18 protein-coding genes are annotated in these 16,888 nt (G+C 72.1%); 14 read left to right on the top strand and 4 right to left on the bottom strand.

Annotated features, from left to right (window positions below):
* Position 1 precedes the first annotated feature (1 nt).
* From BLA60_RS22730 to BLA60_RS22720, 4 genes are all read left to right on the top strand, one after another.
* A complete protein-coding gene (locus BLA60_RS22730; protein ID WP_075134975.1) occupies positions 2 to 607 on the top strand; it encodes an RBBP9/YdeN family alpha/beta hydrolase in 606 nt (201 codons plus the stop codon).
* Between the two features lie 45 nt (positions 608 to 652).
* Entirely contained in the window at positions 653 to 1,228 is a 576-nt protein-coding gene (locus tag BLA60_RS22725) for a helix-turn-helix domain-containing protein (RefSeq protein WP_075134974.1), read from the top strand.
* Between the two features lie 71 nt (positions 1,229 to 1,299).
* A complete protein-coding gene (locus tag BLA60_RS43495) occupies positions 1,300 to 1,473 on the top strand; it encodes a hypothetical protein (protein WP_154814521.1) in 174 nt (57 codons plus the stop codon).
* Between the two features lie 10 nt (positions 1,474 to 1,483).
* The gene (locus tag BLA60_RS22720) at positions 1,484 to 3,037 is read left to right on the top strand and encodes a phytoene desaturase family protein (RefSeq protein ID WP_075135036.1); all 1,554 of its coding nucleotides are present in this window, start codon (positions 1,484 to 1,486) and stop codon (positions 3,035 to 3,037) included.
* Here the strand turns inward: BLA60_RS22720 and BLA60_RS22715 are convergent.
* Positions 3,015 to 3,266 (bottom strand): mycoredoxin, encoded by a 252-nt coding sequence (locus tag BLA60_RS22715; protein ID WP_075134973.1) that lies wholly within the window; start codon positions 3,264 to 3,266, stop codon positions 3,015 to 3,017. The two genes, BLA60_RS22720 and BLA60_RS22715, sit on opposite strands and share 23 nt — an antisense overlap.
* 100 nt (positions 3,267 to 3,366) lie before the next feature.
* Complete coding sequence (locus tag BLA60_RS22710; RefSeq protein ID WP_075134972.1) at positions 3,367 to 4,347, bottom strand: hypothetical protein; 981 nt, start codon at positions 4,345 to 4,347, stop codon at positions 3,367 to 3,369.
* A 159-nt stretch (positions 4,348 to 4,506) separates the two neighbouring features.
* On the opposite strand from BLA60_RS22710, the gene BLA60_RS22705 reads away from it, so the two are divergent.
* The 3 genes from BLA60_RS22705 to BLA60_RS22695 are packed head-to-tail and all read left to right on the top strand — an operon-like array spanning position 4,507 to position 8,904.
* Positions 4,507 to 7,140, top strand: a complete 2,634-nt coding sequence (locus tag BLA60_RS22705; RefSeq protein WP_075134971.1) for a valine--tRNA ligase — start codon at positions 4,507 to 4,509, stop codon at positions 7,138 to 7,140.
* Entirely contained in the window at positions 7,133 to 8,503 is a 1,371-nt protein-coding gene (gene folC, locus BLA60_RS22700; RefSeq protein ID WP_075134970.1) for a bifunctional tetrahydrofolate synthase/dihydrofolate synthase, read from the top strand. Before BLA60_RS22705 ends, folC begins: the two co-directional genes overlap by 8 nt.
* Positions 8,500 to 8,904 carry a DUF4233 domain-containing protein gene (locus BLA60_RS22695; protein WP_245812095.1) on the top strand — a complete coding sequence of 135 codons (405 nt, stop codon included), beginning with the start codon at positions 8,500 to 8,502 and terminating at the stop codon, positions 8,902 to 8,904. The genes folC and BLA60_RS22695 overlap by 4 nt, the downstream gene beginning before the upstream one ends.
* Here the strand turns inward: BLA60_RS22695 and BLA60_RS22690 are convergent.
* Entirely contained in the window at positions 8,901 to 9,263 is a 363-nt protein-coding gene (locus BLA60_RS22690) for a GntR family transcriptional regulator (protein WP_425427080.1), read from the bottom strand. The two genes, BLA60_RS22695 and BLA60_RS22690, sit on opposite strands and share 4 nt — an antisense overlap.
* A gap of 179 nt (positions 9,264 to 9,442) precedes the next feature.
* Between BLA60_RS22690 and ndk the strand changes: the two genes are divergently transcribed.
* From ndk to BLA60_RS22655, 7 genes are read left to right on the top strand one after another with little or no spacing between them, the layout of a single operon-like run.
* Complete coding sequence (ndk, locus tag BLA60_RS22685) at positions 9,443 to 9,850, top strand: nucleoside-diphosphate kinase (RefSeq protein ID WP_075134969.1); 408 nt, start codon at positions 9,443 to 9,445, stop codon at positions 9,848 to 9,850.
* 39 nt (positions 9,851 to 9,889) lie between these two features.
* Positions 9,890 to 10,819, top strand: coding sequence for an ABC transporter ATP-binding protein (locus BLA60_RS22680; protein ID WP_075134968.1), 930 nt, complete (start codon positions 9,890 to 9,892; stop codon positions 10,817 to 10,819).
* Positions 10,820 to 10,857: 38 nt separating this feature from the next.
* On the top strand, positions 10,858 to 11,103 hold the full coding sequence (locus BLA60_RS22675) for a FitA-like ribbon-helix-helix domain-containing protein (protein WP_075134967.1): 246 nt from the start codon (positions 10,858 to 10,860) through the stop codon (positions 11,101 to 11,103).
* Positions 11,100 to 11,519 carry a type II toxin-antitoxin system VapC family toxin gene (locus tag BLA60_RS22670; RefSeq protein ID WP_075134966.1) on the top strand — a complete coding sequence of 140 codons (420 nt, stop codon included), beginning with the start codon at positions 11,100 to 11,102 and terminating at the stop codon, positions 11,517 to 11,519. The genes BLA60_RS22675 and BLA60_RS22670 overlap by 4 nt, the downstream gene beginning before the upstream one ends.
* Positions 11,520 to 11,568: 49 nt before the next feature.
* On the top strand, positions 11,569 to 12,375 hold the full coding sequence (locus BLA60_RS22665; RefSeq protein WP_245812094.1) for an ABC transporter permease: 807 nt from the start codon (positions 11,569 to 11,571) through the stop codon (positions 12,373 to 12,375).
* Entirely contained in the window at positions 12,372 to 13,211 is an 840-nt protein-coding gene (locus BLA60_RS22660) for an ABC transporter permease (RefSeq protein ID WP_075134964.1), read from the top strand. The genes BLA60_RS22665 and BLA60_RS22660 overlap by 4 nt, the downstream gene beginning before the upstream one ends.
* Before the next feature lie 34 nt (positions 13,212 to 13,245).
* Positions 13,246 to 15,174: a TIGR03960 family B12-binding radical SAM protein gene (locus BLA60_RS22655; RefSeq protein WP_075134963.1), complete on the top strand. Its 1,929-nt coding sequence runs from the start codon at positions 13,246 to 13,248 to the stop codon at positions 15,172 to 15,174.
* Between the two features lie 7 nt (positions 15,175 to 15,181).
* On the opposite strand, the gene BLA60_RS22650 is transcribed toward BLA60_RS22655, so the two are convergent.
* Entirely contained in the window at positions 15,182 to 16,657 is a 1,476-nt protein-coding gene (locus BLA60_RS22650) for a S8 family peptidase (RefSeq protein ID WP_154814528.1), read from the bottom strand.
* Between the last annotated feature and the right edge of the window lie 231 nt (positions 16,658 to 16,888).

The following is a 16,888-nucleotide window of genomic DNA, read 5'->3' as shown; positions in this document are numbered from 1 at the left end:
CATGACGCCCTACGTTCTGCTGTTGCACGGACACACCGGTTCCGGACCCCGGCACTGGCAGAGCTGGCTGGCCGGTGAGCTGGCCAACGTCGGTGGCGCGGTCGACATCCCGCAGCTGACCGACCCCGACCGGCCCGACCTGGAGGTCTGGCTCGGCGAACTGCGCCACCACCTGGACGCGGCCCCTCGGGCCGGGGAGCGGGTGCTGTTGGCCCACTCCTGCGGTGCGCTGCTGTGGCTGCACCACGCGGCCAGAACGGCCGGGAGCGACGCCGTGCCGCGTTTCGACCGGGTGCTGCTGGTGGCGCCGCCCGGGCCGCGCTGGACCCACCCCGACGTGCACGGTTTCACCCCGGCGCCGCTGGACGCCGGTGGGGTGCGTCGGGTCGCCGGCTGGACCCAGCTGGTGGTCGGTGAGGACGACGAGACCTGCCCGGTGGACGACGCCGTGGCGATGGCCGCCGCGCTCCGGATCGACCTCGACGTGATTCCCGGTGGAGCCCATCTGAACACCGACGCCGGCTACGGACCGTGGCCGGCGGTGCGCGAATGGGTGGACGACCGGCAGGCTCGGCTGGGCGCGAACCACATCACAAGGAACCCTTAGAAAGAAACCTTGCTAAGGGTTCCTTGCTAAAGGTATGTTGTTCTCATGGTCGAGCCATCACCCCGGATCACGGACCCCAAGGCACTGCGCGCACTGGCCCACCCGCTGCGCTGGCAGCTGATGGAGATCGTGAGCCGCGCCGGGACCGCGACCGCCACCCACTGCGCCACCGCCACCGGTGAGAGCGTCGCGAACTGCTCCTACCACCTGAACATGCTCGCCAAGTACAACTTCGTCGAGCAGGCCGCGGGCGGTCAGGGCCGCGAGAAGCCGTGGCGGGTGGTCGACACCGCCATGTCGGTCAGCGAGGAGGGCATGGACACCGACGGCACCCTCGCCGCCAGGGCCGCCACCGGCGCCTTCCTCGACTACGAGCTGCACCAGATCCGCGAGCGCCTCAACCGGGTCCACCTCGAAGCACCAGGGTGGCGGACCGCGGTCGGCGTCGACGGCGCCCACGAGTTCCTCACCGTCGAGGAGGTCGAGGAACTGCGCGGCGCCGTGCGGGACCTGACCGACAAGTTCCGCGACCGCCGGGACAACCCCGCGGCGCGGCCCGAGGGCGCCCGCTCGGTGAGCGTGTTCCTCGCCGTCACCGTCGCCCCCGACACCACCGACTGAACCCAGCTCACCCACGACCAGGCCGTCGACCCCGACGGCCCGCTACCCCCTGCCCGGAAAGGGAAAACGTCATGGACCCGTACAGCGCCCAGATCATCGCCGCCAGCCGTGCGGCCGACTTCCGCCGGGAGGCCGAGGAGTCCCAGGCCGCCTCGGCGAACCGGCGGACCGTCGAGGCGGCCCGGCCCGCGCGGGAACCGGTACGCCGTCCGTTGACGTCCCGCCGGGCCCGCCTGGTCCAGTAGCGTGCCGGGGGTGACTCGACGTTACGACGTGGTGGTGGTCGGTGGCGGCCACAACGGCCTGGTCGCCGCCGCCTACCTGGCCCGAGCCGGCAAGTCCGTCCTGGTGCTCGAACGGCTGGCCAAGGCCGGCGGCGCGGCCGTCAGCGAGACCCCGTTCCCCGGGGTCGCCGCCCGACTGTCGCGCTACTCCTACCTGGTGAGCCTGCTCCCGGCCGAGATCGTCGCCGACCTCGGCCTGCGGGTGTCGCTGCGCTCGCGCCCGGTCTCGTCGTACACGCCGGTCCGGCGGGACGGGCGGGCCGGCGGGCTGCTGGTGGAGCGCGAGCCCGGCCCGGCCACCGAGGCGTCCTTCCGGGCGCTGACCGGGTCGGACACCGAGTTCGCCCGCTGGACCGCCTGGTACGACGCGCTGGCCGCGATGGCCAGGGCGCTCGCGCCGACCATGCTCGAACCGCTGCCGACCCGCGCGCGGGTGCGTTCGCTGGTGGCCGGCGCGGCCGGGGAACGCCTGTGGCACCAGGTCTTCGAGGCCCCGATCGGGCAGGCCATCGAGGAGACCTTCGCCGACGACGTGGTCCGTGGCGTGGTCGCCACCGACGCGCTGATCGGCACGCACACCTCGTTACGGTCCGAGACCCTGCTGGCCAACCGGTGTTTCCTGTACCACCTGGTGGGGGACGGGACCGGGGAGTGGCGGGTGCCGGTCGGCGGGATGGGCACGGTGACGGCCGAGCTGGTGCGGGTGGCGCAGGAGGCCGGGGCGACGATCCGCACCGGCGCGACCGTGACGGCCGTGTCCGCCGACGGGGTCGACGCCGAGATCCGGTACGTCGCCGGTGAGGCCGAGCACACGGTGGCCGCCGCGACCGTGCTCGCCGGGGTGGCGCCGGCCGTGCTCGACCGGCTGCGCGGGCGCGCGGCCGACGCGCCGCGCGGCGCCCAACTGAAGATCAACGTCCTGCTCGACCGGCTGCCCCGGTTGCGTTCGGGGGTCGACCCGAGGCAGGCCTTCGCCGGCACCCACCACCTCGACGAGTCCTATTCGGAGCTGGAGAACGCCTACCAGGCAAGTGTTTCCGGCCGGATCCCGGACCCGCTGCCCGGCGAGACGTACTGCCACACGCTCACCGACGAGTCCATCGTGGATGGTGCGGCGCACACGCTGACGCTCTTCGGCCTGCACCTGCCGGCCGACCTGTTCACCCAGGACAACGACGGGCTGCGCGACACGCTCGTGCGGCGCTACCTCACCGGCCTCGACCGCCACCTGCTCGACCCCATCGAGGACTGCGTGGCCACCGACGCCGACGGCCGGCCCTGCGTCGAGGCCCGCACCCCGCTCGACCTCGAACGGGAGCTGGCCATGCCCGGCGGCCACATCTTCCACGGCGACCTCGCCTGGCCGTGGGCCGACAACGACGACAGCAACGACCCGTGGGGTGTGGCGACCGACACGGCGAACGTGCTGCTCTGCGGCAGCGGCGCCCGCCGCGGCGGCGGGGTCAGCGGGATCGGCGGCCACAACGCCGCCATGGCCCTGCTCAGGCCACCAACTGGCTCTTGACCTGGGCCAGCGTCGGGTTGGTGAGCGCGGTGCCGTCCGGGAAGTGCACCGTCGGCACCGTCTGGTTGCCGCCGTTGACGCTCATCACGAAGTTCGCCGCGTCCGGGTCGTGCTCGATGTTCACCTCGCGGTAGGCGATGCCCTCGCGCTCCAGCTGCGCCTTCAACCGGCTGCAGTAACCACACCACGTCGTCGAGTACATCGTCAGCGTCTCGGGCGCCTGGGTCATCTCACACTCCCTGCGGAAAGGATCTCGACGCCTTCAACGTGCGGTGGCCCCGGAAAATGCCCTCCGACCGTGCGATGTGGCGCGGGCCGCCCCGGGACCGTCAGCTCGCCGGGCAACTCGGCGGCGGCGCGGGGCTCGCCGGGTCGAAGTAGCCGGACCGGGACTGGTCGGTCTGGGTGGCCACCGCGCGCTCGGCCATCGCCGGCGCCAGGTAGCCGCGCCCGTAGGCCTCGCAGCCGATCGAGTACGCGTAGCCGGTCGCGTCGCCGTACCACAGGCCCTTGCTGCCCTGCGCCCACCGGTCGGTGGCCCGCAGCACGTAGTCGACGTCCGCGCGCACCACCACGATCGCGTTCATCGTGTCCACCAGCTTGAGCGCGACGTCGGGCTCGAAGGCGTAGACGATCACGTAGTTCGTGCTGACCACCAGCTCGCCCGCGTCACCGACCCGCACGGTCATCTCGCCCTTGACCTTGGGCTCGACACCGAGCAGCCGCGAGCCGGGCGCCACCATGCTGACCAGCGACTGCACCTGCGGCTCCGCGCCGTGGAACAGCGGCTCCAGCTGGCGGCGGGCGTCCGGGGCGAGCAGCGAGAGGTAGCGGGTCGGGTCGTGCTCGACCAGCAGCGCGTGGTCGAGCCGGCTGGCCACCAGCACGTCCCGGACCCTGGTCAGGGCGGCGGCCACCTCGTCCGGGCTGAACGCGCCGACCCGGCGGGGGGTGGGGGTGAGGATGCCGGACGCGCCGTCGGGCCAGTCGGCCGCCGGGGTGGAGGCGAAGGGCCGGGCGGGGTCGAACATGGGGCTGGCCGGCCGCGCCGTCGGGGTGGGCGCCAGGGCCGACGGTGACCCGGAGGTGTCCTCGGTGAACAGGCCGCTGAAGGTCCCGGCGCGGAGCAGGATGGTGACCACCGCCGCCACCACGACCAGGGTGAGGCCGGCCGCCAGCCAGCGGGCCTGACGGTGCCGACGTGCCGTGCGCAGCAGCTGCGGCACGTCCGCGCTGGCCGCCGCGCGCAGGCGGTCAGCCCACTCGGCGTCCTCGGCCGCGTCGCCCGCGACCGGCTGACGTGGGTTCACCGGCTCCCCAAAATGTGTGCTCTGTTCGGATCCGCTGCCTACCAGGAGGTGAACTCTCTGGTGCTCAGGTCATCGATCGGACCGTTCGGCGTGTTAACAACCCCGGTCGGGGGGAACTCGGATGCACGCCGGTCAGCGCGGTTCGTAGACTCTTTGAGCGTGACTGACACCGCATCGCAGCCGACCACCGACCTACCTCCGGCCTGGGAGCCGGCGACGGTAGAGGCGGAGCTGTACGAGCGGTGGGTGGCCGCCGGCTACTTCACCTCCGACGCCGGCGGCGACCGGCCGCCGTTCTGCATCGTGCTGCCGCCCCCCAACGTCACCGGCAGTCTCCACATGGGACATGCCCTGGACCACACGCTGATGGACGCGCTGACCCGCCGCCGCCGCATGCAGGGCTACGAGGCGCTCTGGCAGCCCGGCATGGACCACGCCGGCATCGCCACCCAGAACGTGGTCGAGCGCGAGATCGCCCGCGAGGGCCTGACCAGGCACGACCTGGGCCGGGAGGCGTTCGTCGAGCGGGTCTGGGCGTGGAAGGGCGAGTACGGCGGGCAGATCCAGGGGCAGATGCGCCGCTTCGGCGACAGCGTCGACTGGTCGCGGGACCGGTTCACCATGGACGAGGGCCTGTCCAAGGCCGTCCAGACGATCTTCAAGCGGCTGTTCGACGAGGGCCTGATCTACCGGGCCGAGCGGATCATCAACTGGTGTCCGCGCTGCCTGACGGCGCTGTCGGACATCGAGGTCGAGCACTCCGAGGACGAGGGCGAGCTGGTCTCGATCCGCTACGGCGACGGCGACCGGTCGATCGTGGTGGCCACCACCCGCGCGGAGACGATGCTCGGCGACACGGCGGTCGCCGTCCACCCCGACGACCAGCGCTACGCCCACCTGGTCGGCACCGAGGTCGAGCTGCCGCTGACCGGCCGGATGATCCCGATCGTCGCCGACGAGCACGTCGACCCCGAGTTCGGCACGGGTGCGGTGAAGGTCACGCCGGCGCACGACCCGAACGACTTCGAGATCGGCCAGCGCGCGGAGCTGCCGGCGATCACGATCATGGACGAGCGCGGCGTGATCACCGCGCACGGGCCGTTCGAGGGCCTGGACCGGTTCGAGGCGCGGCCGGCGGTGGTCGCCGCGCTGCGTGAGCAGGGCCGCATCGTCGCCGAGAAACGGCCCTACGTGCACTCGGTCGGGCACTGCTCACGGTGTGACACGGTCGTCGAGCCGAGGCTGTCGTTGCAGTGGTTCGTGCGGGTCGCGCCGCTGGCCAAGGCCGCCGGGGACGCCGTGCGCGACGGCCGGACCCGGATCCACCCGCCGGAGCTGGCGAAGCGGTACTTCGACTGGGTCGACAACATGCACGACTGGTGCATCTCGCGCCAGCTGTGGTGGGGGCACCGGATCCCGGTCTGGTACGGCCCCAACGGCAAGGTCATGTGTGTCGGGCCGGACGAGCAGCCGCCACCCGCGGACGAGGGCTGGACCCAGGACCCGGACGTGCTGGACACCTGGTTCTCCTCGGCGCTGTGGCCCTTCTCCACGCTGGGCTGGCCGGAGCGGACCCCGCACCTGGAGAAGTTCTACCCGAACTCGGTGCTGGTCACCGGCTACGACATCCTGTTCTTCTGGGTCGTGCGGATGATGATGTTCGGCCTGTACGCGATGGACGGCGTGCAGCCCTTCCACGAGGTGTACCTGCACGGGCTGATCCGCGACGAGACCGGCAAGAAGATGTCCAAGGCGCGCGGCAACGTGATCAACCCGCTGGACTGGATGGACCGCTACGGCGCGGACGCCACCCGGTTCACCCTGGCCAGGGGTGCCAACCCGGGCAGCGACATGGCGCTGGCCGAGGACTGGGCCGCCGGGTCGCGCAACTTCGGCAACAAGTTGTGGAACGCCACCCGGTTCGCGCTGATGAACGGCGCGAGCACCGCGCGCGCGGTGCCGGCGCGGGAGACGCTCACCGAGGCCGACCGCTGGATCCTGGGCCTCACCGACGCCCTGGTGTCCGAAGTGGACAGACTGTACGAGGAGTACCAGTTCGCCAAGCTCTCCGACGCGCTCTACCACTACACGTGGGACGAGCTGTGCGACTGGTACCTGGAGCTGGCCAAGGTCCAGCTCGCCGAGGGCGGTGACCGCGCCGAGGCCACCCGGGCCGTGCTCGGGCACGTCTTCGACGTCGTGCTGCGGCTGCTGCACCCGCTGATCCCGTTCGTCACCGAGCGCCTGTGGACCACCCTGACCGGCGGCGAGTCCGTGGTCGTCGCGCCCTGGCCAGCCGCCTCCGGCCAGCCGCGCGACCCGGAGGCCGAGCGGCACGTCGTCGCCGTGCAGAAGCTCGTCACCGAGATCCGCCGGTTCCGCTCCGACCAGGGCGTCAAGCCCGGCCAGCGGGTCTCCGCCCGGCTCTCCGGTGTGGACGACGCTGGCCTGTCGGCGCTGCGCCCGGCCGTCGCGTCGCTGGCCAGGCTCAACGACCCGGGCGATGACTTCGCGGCCAGCGCGTCGATCGAGGTCGCGGTGGCCGGCGGCACGGTGACCGTCGAGCTGGACCTGTCCGGCACGGTCGACCTGGACGCCGAACGCAAGCGGCTGGCCAAGGACCTCGCCGCCGCGGAGAAGGAGCTGGCGGGCTGCGACGCGAAGCTGGGCAACCCCAACTTCACCGACAAGGCCCCGGCCCCGGTCGTCGCGAAGATCACGGCCCGGCGGGAGATCGCCGTGGCCGACATCGAGCGGATCTCCGCGCGGCTGTCCGCGATGTCGAATGGCTGACCACGAGTCCACCCCCGAGTCCACATGGGACGACCTGCTCCAGGTCGAGGCGGAGCTGAACACCCGCTGGCCCGAGACGAAGATCGAGCCGACGCTGGCGCGGATCGCGGCGCTGGTCGACCTGCTCGGTGACCCGCAGAAGTCCTACCCGACGCTGCACGTCGCCGGCACCAACGGCAAGTCGTCGGTGACCAGGATGATCGACGCGCTGCTGACCAGGATCGGCCTGCGCACCGGCCGGTTCACCAGCCCGCACCTGCAGGTGGTGACCGAGCGGATCGCCGTGGACGGCGCGCCGATCTCGGCGCAGCGCTACGTCGAGGTCTACCGCGACATCGAGCCCTACATCGCCATGGTCGACCGGGACGCCGAGGTCACGATGAGCAAGTTCGAGGTGCTCACCGGGATGGCGTTCGCCGCGTTCGCCGACGCCCCGGTCGACGCCGCCGTGCTGGAGGTGGGCCTGGGCGGGCGGTGGGACTCGACCAACGTCGCCGACTCGCGGGTCGCCGCGATCACCCCGATCGGCGTCGACCACGTCGAGTACCTCGGCTCCGACCTCGCCGGCATCGCCGAGGAGAAGGCCGGGGTGGTCAAGGAGGGCGCGATCGCGCTGCTCGCCGAGCAGACCCCCGAGGTCGCCCAGGTCCTGCTGACCCGCTGCGCGCAGGTCGGGGCGACCGTGGCGCGCGCCGGCCTGGAGTTCGGGGTGCTGCGCCGCGACGTCGCCGTCGGCGGGCAGATGCTCAAGCTCCAGGGTCTCGGCGGCGCCTACGACGAGATCTTCCTGCCGCTGCACGGCCCGCACCAGGCCGACAACGCCGCGCTCGCGCTGGCCACCGTCGAGGCGTTCTTCGGCGCCGGAGCGCAACGCGGCCTGGACGCCGAGGCGATCCGCGAGGGCTTCGGGTCGCTGGTGGTGCCCGGCCGGCTGGAGCGGGTCCGTTCGGCGCCCAGCGTGTTCGTCGACTCCGCGCACAACCCGCACGGCGCGCTCGCGCTGGCCGCCGCGCTGGAGGCCGACTTCGGCTTCACCAAGCTGGTCGGCGTGGTCGGCGTGATGGCCGACAAGGACGCGCGGGGCATCCTGTCGGCGCTGGAACCGGCGCTGCACGAGGTGGTGGTCACCACCAACTCCACCGAGCGCGCGATGGCCGCCGAGGATCTGGGCGACCTGGCCACCGACGTGTTCGGCGTCGACCGGGTCACCGTCCGCCCCCGCCTCGACGACGCCCTGGAGACGGCGATCGAACTGGCCGAGTCCGACGCCGACGGCCAGCTCTCCGGGGTCGGCGTCGTGGTGACCGGCTCGGTGGTCACCGCCGGCGAGGCGCGGGCGCTGTTCGGGAAGGACCCGTCGTGAACCGCACGAAGCCGACGGATCCGATGAAGTCCTTCGCCGGGGTGGCGGCCGCGACGCTGCTGCTCGAGGTGCTGGTGGTGCTGCTGTCGATCCCGGTGGTGGAGAACCTGGGGTCGGGGCTGGCGACCTGGCAGGGCGTGCTGGTCGGCGTTGTCGCCCTGGCCATGCTGGTGACCTGCGCGTTCCTGCGTCGGCCGTGGGGGCTGTGGGTGGCCGCCGGGTTGCAGCTGGTGCTCATCGCGTGCTGGGTCGCCGCGCCGGCGCTGGGCGTGCTGGGGCTGGTGTTCGGCGTGGTGTGGGCGGCGCTGCTGTGGATGCGCTTCGACGTCGCCCGCCGGATGGCCCAGGGCACGCTGCCCAGCCAACAGTCCACAGAGGATTCCGCGGACTCCGCCGGCTAGCGCAACGCCGCGCGCACGGCCTGCACCGCCTCGTCCGCCCCGATGCCCAACGCCCTGGCGGTCGCCGCGTACCGGGTGGCCGCGTGCCGCAGCTCCGTGCGGCTGGCATCGCCCAACGCGCTGACGAACGTGCCCGCCCGGCCCCGCGTCTCGACCATGCCGGCCTCCTCCAGCTCCCGATAGGCCCGCGCCACCGTGTTCGCCGCCAGACCCAACTCGGTGGCCAGCGCCCGGACCGTCGGCAGCCGGGTGCCGACGGCCAGCGTGCGGTCGCTGATCTGGCGCGCCAACTGCGAGCGCACCTGCTCGAACGGGGGCAGGCCGGAGTCGTCGTCGATCCTGATCAGGTCCGCTGGCACGGCGTTCACGGTAGCGCGGCCAGGAACGCCACGAGCCGCGCGACGAGTTCTGCCCGGAAGTTGCTCAGGTGGCCGTGCCCTGCGGCCGCCCGACAGGCAAGAGGCCCGATTGCCGCGACTATGCTGTCCGCACCTCGTACGTGGGTGCGGGGATCGCTGGTGAAGGAGTAGGGGCAGTCGTGAGTGAGCGTTCGTTGGTCCTGGTGAAGCCGGACGGTGTGAGTCGCGGTCTGGTCGGCGAGGTGATCTCGCGGATCGAGCGCAAGGGCCTGCGCCTGGTCGCGCTGGAGCTGCGCAACGTGGAGCGCTCGGTGGCCGAGCAGCACTACGCCGAGCACGCCAGCAAGCCCTTCTTCGGGTCGCTGCTGGAGTTCATCACCGGCGGGCCGCTGGTGGCGATGGTCGTCGAGGGCGAGCGGGCCATCGACGCGTTCCGTCAGCTGGCCGGCGCGACCGACCCGGTCAAGTCCGCCACCGGCAGCATCCGCGGCGACTTCGCCGTCGAGGTGCAGTACAACATCGTGCACGGCTCGGACTCCCCGGAGTCGGCCAAGCGCGAGATCGACCTGTGGTTCCCCGGCGTCTGAGTTTTCGACCCTGTCGGTCCGGCGATCTAGTCTGCGCACGTGGCTGACAACGGATCACTGGTCCACGCACGGGACCTGGTCAAGCGCTTCGGTGACTTCGCCGCGGTGCGGGGGATCGATGTCGACGTCCGGCGCGGGGAGGCCTTCGGCTTCCTCGGGCCGAACGGCGCCGGCAAGTCCTCCACCATGCGGATGGTGGGCTGTGTGTCCCCCCGCACCAGCGGCGAGCTGCGGGTCCTCGGACTCGACCCGGAACGTGACGGCCCCCGGATCCGCGCGCGGCTGGGGGTCGTGCCGCAGCTGGACAACCTCGACGCCGAGCTGACCGTCCGGCAGAACCTGCACGTGTACGGCCGGTTCTTCGGCCTGTCCAAGTCCCACGTCCGGGCCAAGGCCGACGAGCTGCTCGACTTCGCCCAGCTCACCGAGCGCGCCGACGACGAGGTCGACCCGCTGTCCGGCGGCATGAAGCGCCGGCTGACCATCGCCCGGTCGCTGATCAACGACCCCGAGCTGCTGCTGCTCGACGAGCCGACGACCGGCCTCGACCCGCAGGCCCGCCACCTTCTGTGGGACCGCCTGTTCCGGCTCAAGCAGAACGGCGTCACCCTCATCATCACCACGCACTACATGGACGAGGCCGAGCAGCTGTGTGACCGTCTGGTGGTGATGGACGACGGCCGGATCGTCGCCGAGGGCAGCCCGAGCGAGCTGATCGGCCGCTACTCCACCCGCGAGGTCCTCGAACTGCGTTTCCCGCCCGACGTCGCCCCGCCGCTGGACCAGCTCGACGGGCTCGCCGACCGGCTGGAGGCCCTCCCGGACCGTCTGCTGCTCTACGCCACCGACGGTGAGGCCGTGCTCGCCGCCGCCCATGGCCGGGGCGTGCGCCCGGTGTCCAGCCTGGTCCGCCGCTCCACCCTGGAGGACGTCTTCCTCCGTCTCACCGGCCGCACCCTCGTCGACTGAGTGCTAGCATTGACAGCAATGCTCTCAGGGGGTGTGTGATGGCGACGTTGACGATCCGGGACTTCGACGACACCCTGAAGGCCGAACTGCGGATCCGGGCGGCCGAGCACGGTCGCTCGATGGAGGCCGAGGTCCGGGAGATCCTGCGCGCGGTGCTGACCCGCCCCGCCGCCGGACCCGGCATGGGCACACGCATCCGCCAGCGGTTCGCCGGCGCCGAGGACCTGGCGCTCGAACAGCCACCGAGGACCGATCCCGCCCGCGCGGCGGAGCTGCCTGAGTGATCGTTCTCGACACCAACGTCGTCTCCGAGCTGATGCGGCGATCTCCCGACCCCGAGGTCGTCGCCTGGATCGACCGGGTCCCCGCCGAGGACGTGTACCTCACGGCGGTGACCGCCGCCGAACTCCGGTACGGCGTCGAGCGGCTCCCGGCCGGCGCCCGCCGAACAACCATGACGACCAGGGTCGACGGCCTGCTCACCGAGGACTTCCGCGACCAGATCCTGCCCTTCGGCGCCGACGAGGCCGCGCACTACGCGTGGATCGTCACCGCGCGCGAGCGCGCCGGGCGTCCGATCGGCCTGGCCGACGCCCAGATCGCCGCGATCTGCCGGCGGCACGGCGCATCCCTGGCCACCCGCAACGTCAAGGACTTCAGCGGCACCCGGGTCGTCCTGTACGACCCGTGGAGCGCCTGAGCCGACCACTACCCGAACTGTCGGGGTGGCGATCTAGTCTGCGGGAGTGGTGGCAGAGCTACGCGCGAGCGGACAGGTGCTCGGCCCGGTGCGCGCCGCGTTCATCGTGGTCGAAGCCATGTGGACGTGGTACCGGCGCAACTGGCGCTCGACCGTCGTGTCCAGTGTCGTGCAGCCGGTGCTGTACCTGCTCGCACTCGGGTTCGGGCTCGGGTCGCAGGTCGAGCCGAGCGAGGCCACCGGGGGCCTGAGCTACGTCGTCTACCTCGCGCCCGCGCTGCTGGTCGCCACGTCCGTGCAGATCGCCGCGTTCGAGTGCACCTATCCGGTGCTCTCGGCGTTCAAGTGGCAGCGGACCTACCTGGCCATCGCCGCCTCGCCGGTCACCCCGGCGCAGATCCTCGGCGGCCACCTGACCTGGGTCGCGATCCGCCTGGCCGGCTCCGGGGCCGCCTACCTGCTGGTCGCCGCGCTGCTCGGCACCCTGACCGGGCCGGGGGTGCTGATCACGCTGCTGGTCGCGGTGCTCACCGGGATGGCCTTCGCCGCGCCGGTCGCCGCGTTCTCGGCGACCATCGAGTCCGAGGGCCAGCAGTTCACCGCGCTGTTCCGGTTCGTGGTGATGCCGATGACGCTGTTCGCCGGGGCGTTCTTCCCGGTCGAACAACTGCCGGTGTGGCTGCGGCCGATCGCCTGGATCACCCCGCTGTGGCACGGCACCGAGCTGGGCCGGGACGCCGCGTTCGGCACCCTGGAGTGGCTGCCCGCCCTCGGCCACGTCGCGTTCCTGGTCGCACTCTTCCTCGCCGGGGCGATGATCGCCGCCCGGCGCTACCGAAGGCGGCTGAGCGCATGACTGGCACCCTCGACCGCACCGCCCCGGCGCGCCACGGCGGCCTGCTGCTGCGGGTCCTGCCACCCGGCCTGTACGCGGGCCGCGCCCGGGTCCTGGTCGAACGGTCGCTGCTGGTCAACCGGCGGGCGTGGCTCGCGATCGTGTCGGGGTTCTGCGAGCCGCTGTTCTACCTGCTCGCCATGGGTGTCGGCTTCGGCGCGCTGGTCGGCGAGGTCGTCGGGCCGACCGGCGAGCCGATGAGCTACGTCGCCTTCGTCGCGCCCGCCCTGCTGGCCGCCTCGGCGATGAACGGCGCGGTCTACGACGCCACGTTCAACATCTTCTCCAAGCTCAAGTACGCCAAGCTCTACGACGCCATGCTGGCCACCCCGCTCGGCCCGGTCGACGTCGCCGTCGGCGAGATCGCCTGGGCGTTGCTGCGCGGCGGGCTCTACGCGGTCGGGTTCCTCGCGGTGATGCTCGGCCTGGGCCTGATCGCCTCGCCGTGGGCGCTGCTGGCGCTGCCGGCCGCGTTGTTCGTCGCGTTCGCGTTCGCCGCCATCGGCATGGCCGCGACCACGTTCATGCGCTCCTGGCAGGACTTCGACCTGGTCCAGCTGGCGCTGATGCCCATGTTCCTGTTCTCCACCACGTTCTTCCCGCTGACCGTCTACCCCGAGGTCCTCCAGGTCGCGGTGCGCTGCCTGCCGCTCTACCACGCCATCGAGATCATGCGGGCGCTCAGCTCCGGGTTCGTCGACCTGTCACTGCTCGGTCACCTCGCGTACTTCGCCGTGATGGCCGCGCTGGGGGTCGTGATCGCCGCCCGCCGCGTGGGCACCCTCCTGCTGCGCTGAGCCACCGGGGCCGCGAGCTAGGCTGGGGCGCATTATGGAGTCCGTCTTTCCCCGGCTCGAGCCGTTGCTGCCCAGGGTGTCCAAGCCGGTCCAGTACGTCGGCGGGGAGCTCAACTCGACCGTCAAGGACTGGGACGCCACCACCGTCCGCTGGGCCCTGATGTATCCCGACGCCTACGAGGTCGGCCTGCCCAACCAGGGCGTCATGATCCTCTACGAGGTGCTCAACGAGCAGCCGGACGTGCTGGCCGAGCGCACCTACGCGATCTGGCCCGACCTCGAGGCGCTGATGCGTGAGCACGGCGTGCCGCAGTTCACCGTCGACGGCCACCGGCCGGTCGGCGCGTTCGACCTGCTCGGCGTCAGCTTCGCCACCGAACTGGGCTACACCAACCTGCTCTCCGCGCTGGACCTGGCCGGCATCCCGCTGCACGCCGCCGACCGCACCACCGAGCACCCGATCGTCGTCGCCGGCGGCCACGCCGCGTTCAACCCGGAGCCGATCGCCGACTTCGTCGACGCCGCCGTGCTCGGCGACGGCGAGGAGGCGGTCCTGGAGATCACCGACCTGGTGCGCGCCTGGAAGGCCGAGGGTTCGCCCGGCGGCCGGGACGAGATCCTCACCCGCCTGGCCGAGACCGGCGGCGTGTACGTGCCGCGTTTCTACGACGTCGGCTACCTCGACCCCGCCAGCGGCGGCGGCATCGAGTACGTGCGGCCCAACCGCGAGCGGGTGCCCGAGCGGATCGCCAAGCGCACCACCATGGACCTCGACGCCTGGCCCTACCCCAAGCAGCCGCTGGTGCCGCTGGCGGAGAGCGTGCACGAGCGGATGAGCGTGGAGATCTTCCGCGGCTGCACCCGGGGCTGCCGGTTCTGCCAGGCCGGGATGATCACCCGCCCGGTGCGGGAGCGGTCCATCGAGGGCATCGGCGAGATGGTCCGGCGCGGCCTGGACGCCAGCGGCTTCGAGGAGGTCGGCCTGCTGTCGCTGTCCAGCGCGGACCACTCCGAGATCGCCGAGGTCACCAAGGGGCTGGCCGACCGCTACGAGGGCACCAACACCGGCCTGTCGCTGCCCTCGACCAGGGTCGACGCGTTCAACATCGACCTGGCCAACGAGCTCTCGCGCGGCGGGCGCCGCTCCGGGCTGACCTTCGCCCCGGAGGGCGGCAGCGAACGGATCCGGCGCGTGATCAACAAGATGGTGTCCGAGGAGGACCTCATCCGCACGGTCAGCGCCGCCTACGCCGCCGGCTGGCGCCAGGTGAAGCTGTACTTCATGTGCGGGCTGCCGACCGAGACCGACGAGGACGTCCTGCAGATCGCGGCGATGGCCAAGGAGGTCATCCGCGCGGGCCGGGAGGCCAGCGGGCGCAAGGACATCCGCTGCACGGTGTCCATCGGCGGGTTCGTGCCCAAGCCGCACACCCCGTTCCAGTGGGCCGCGCAGTGCGACCCGGACACCGTCGACGACCGGCTGCGCAAGCTGCGGGCCGCGGTCAACTCCGACCGCAACCTGGGCCGCAACATCGGTATGCGCTACCACGACGGCAAGCCGAGCCTGATCGAAGGCCTGCTCTCCCGGGGCGACCGGCGGGTCGGGCGGGTCATCGAGCGCGTGTGGCGTGCCGGTGGCCGTTTCGACGGCTGGAGCGAGCACTTCTCCTACGAGCGGTGGGTCACCGCCGCGGCCGAGGCGCTGGCGCCGCTCGGGGTCGACCTGGCCTGGTTCACCACCCGCGAGCGCACCGAGGACGAGGTACTGCCCTGGGACCACCTGGACTCCGGGCTGGACAAGGAATGGCTGTGGGACGACTGGCAGGACGCGCTGGACGAGCGTGAGCTGGAGGACTGCCGCTGGACCCCGTGCTTCGACTGCGGTGTCTGCCCGGCGATGGGCACCGACATCGAGATCGGCCCGACCGGCCGCACGCTGCTGCCGCTGACCCCGGTGAACTGAGCCGGGCTCAGCGGCCGGGCAGGGCCAGGGCCCTGGGCAGAGCGCTGTCGTCGACGGCGGCCTCCGCGTCGACCAGGCCGTGGCCGTAGAAGCCGTTGTAGGGGGCGTAGCCCTCGCAGTAGGCGTCCTGCGCGCCGGTGCCGTCGAGGTCGTAGTCGGCCGGGCACGGGAGGGCGTCGGCCTGCTCGGTGAGCAGCTTCGCCAGTTTCTGCGGCGAGGCGCTCGGGTGCTCGCTGGCCAGCAACGCCGCCACTCCCGAGACGTGCGGCGTGGCCATCGACGTGCCGCAGTACCGGTCGTACCCGCCGGGCACGGTCGAGAGCACGCACCCGTCGGGCTGGTCGGGCGCGGGGTCGGACTCGGCCGGCTCCCGCGTGGTCTTGGACTCGCCGCCCGGCGCGGCCAGGTCGATCACGCCCAGGCCGTAGGCGCTGTAGCTGGACTTGACCTCGTCCGGGCCGACGGCCGACACCGCGACCACACCGCGCAACCCGGCCGGCAGCACCTTGCAGCTGCTGTCCATGGTCCGGACGCCGTCGGTGCGGCCGGTCGGGTCGGCGAGGTCGGTCGCCTCGTTGGTGGCGGCGGCGACGGTCAGCACCCCGTGGGTGGTCGCGTGGTCGACGGCGCGCCGCACGGCCTCGAACACCACCCGCTCGTTGTCGCGGTTGCAGGTCAGCAGCCACGGGTCGACGAAGTAGCTGTTGTTGGTGACGGCCATCCTGGTGGCGCTGGCCCACATCAGCCCGCACACCGCGTACTCGGGAAGGATGTAGCCGTCGTCGTCGACGACCTTGACCGACGCGATCCGCACCCCGGGCGCCACGCCGGCGGTGCCCCGGCCGTCGTCGGCGGCCGCGATCGTCCCGGCGACGTGCGTGCCGTGCGGCGACGCGGTCGGTGCCCACGCCCCCGGGGAGGTGTCCGGCACCCCCGACAGGCACCCGGCCGACAGGGCCGGCGCGAGCGCGGCCTCCAGGTCGGGGTGACGCGGGTCGATCCCGGAGTCGAGCACGCCGACCACGACGTCGCGGCTGCCGGGGTTGGCCCGCCGCGCCCGGTCGGCGCCGATCAGGTCCATGTCCCACTGCTCACCCGTGCGGTCGGCGGTGGACACGGCGGCGGGAGAGGTGGTGATCATCGCCTGGGTGCCGTCGGCGCCGGTGTCGTCCTGGCGCGGCTCGCCCCGCTGGGACTCGACCGCGCGCTGGGCGCTGAACGCCCGGTCGTGACCCAGGCGCCGGTCGAACTCGGGGTCGGCCGAGGTGGCGACGCCCACCGCGATCTCCGGGTAGTACCCGGTCAGGGTGCCGCACGCGTCGCTGATCTCCTGGGCGGCCGCCGGGCGCGCCGTCCCGCCGTCGAACAGCACCAGGTAACGCGGGTCGGGGAGGGAGGTCGAGCACGCGGGCGGCTTGCCGGCTGGTTGCGCGCTGGCCGCGACACCGGTGACACCGGTCGTGACCAGCGCCGTCGCGATCATCACGGCGCTTACCGCTGCCACCGCGAGTCGGCGCGGCAGAGGCACGGGGCTGACCTCCAGTGGTGGGGGCGGCCGGTCGGGGGTACCGGCTGTCCAATGTCCGGACGGTAACCACTCGGGCGACGACCAGACAAGCTCATCGGGTGGATTGGATCTGGGGGTACCGTGCCAGCAGGCACCGGTGAGCACCACCGGAGTAGCCCGATCCCACCAGAAGGAGTAAAGCTGACC

Source organism: Actinophytocola xinjiangensis, assembly GCF_001921215.1.
Lineage (GTDB): Bacteria > Actinomycetota > Actinomycetes > Mycobacteriales > Pseudonocardiaceae > Actinophytocola > Actinophytocola xinjiangensis.
This window is presented reverse-complemented; position numbering and strand designations above follow the sequence as displayed.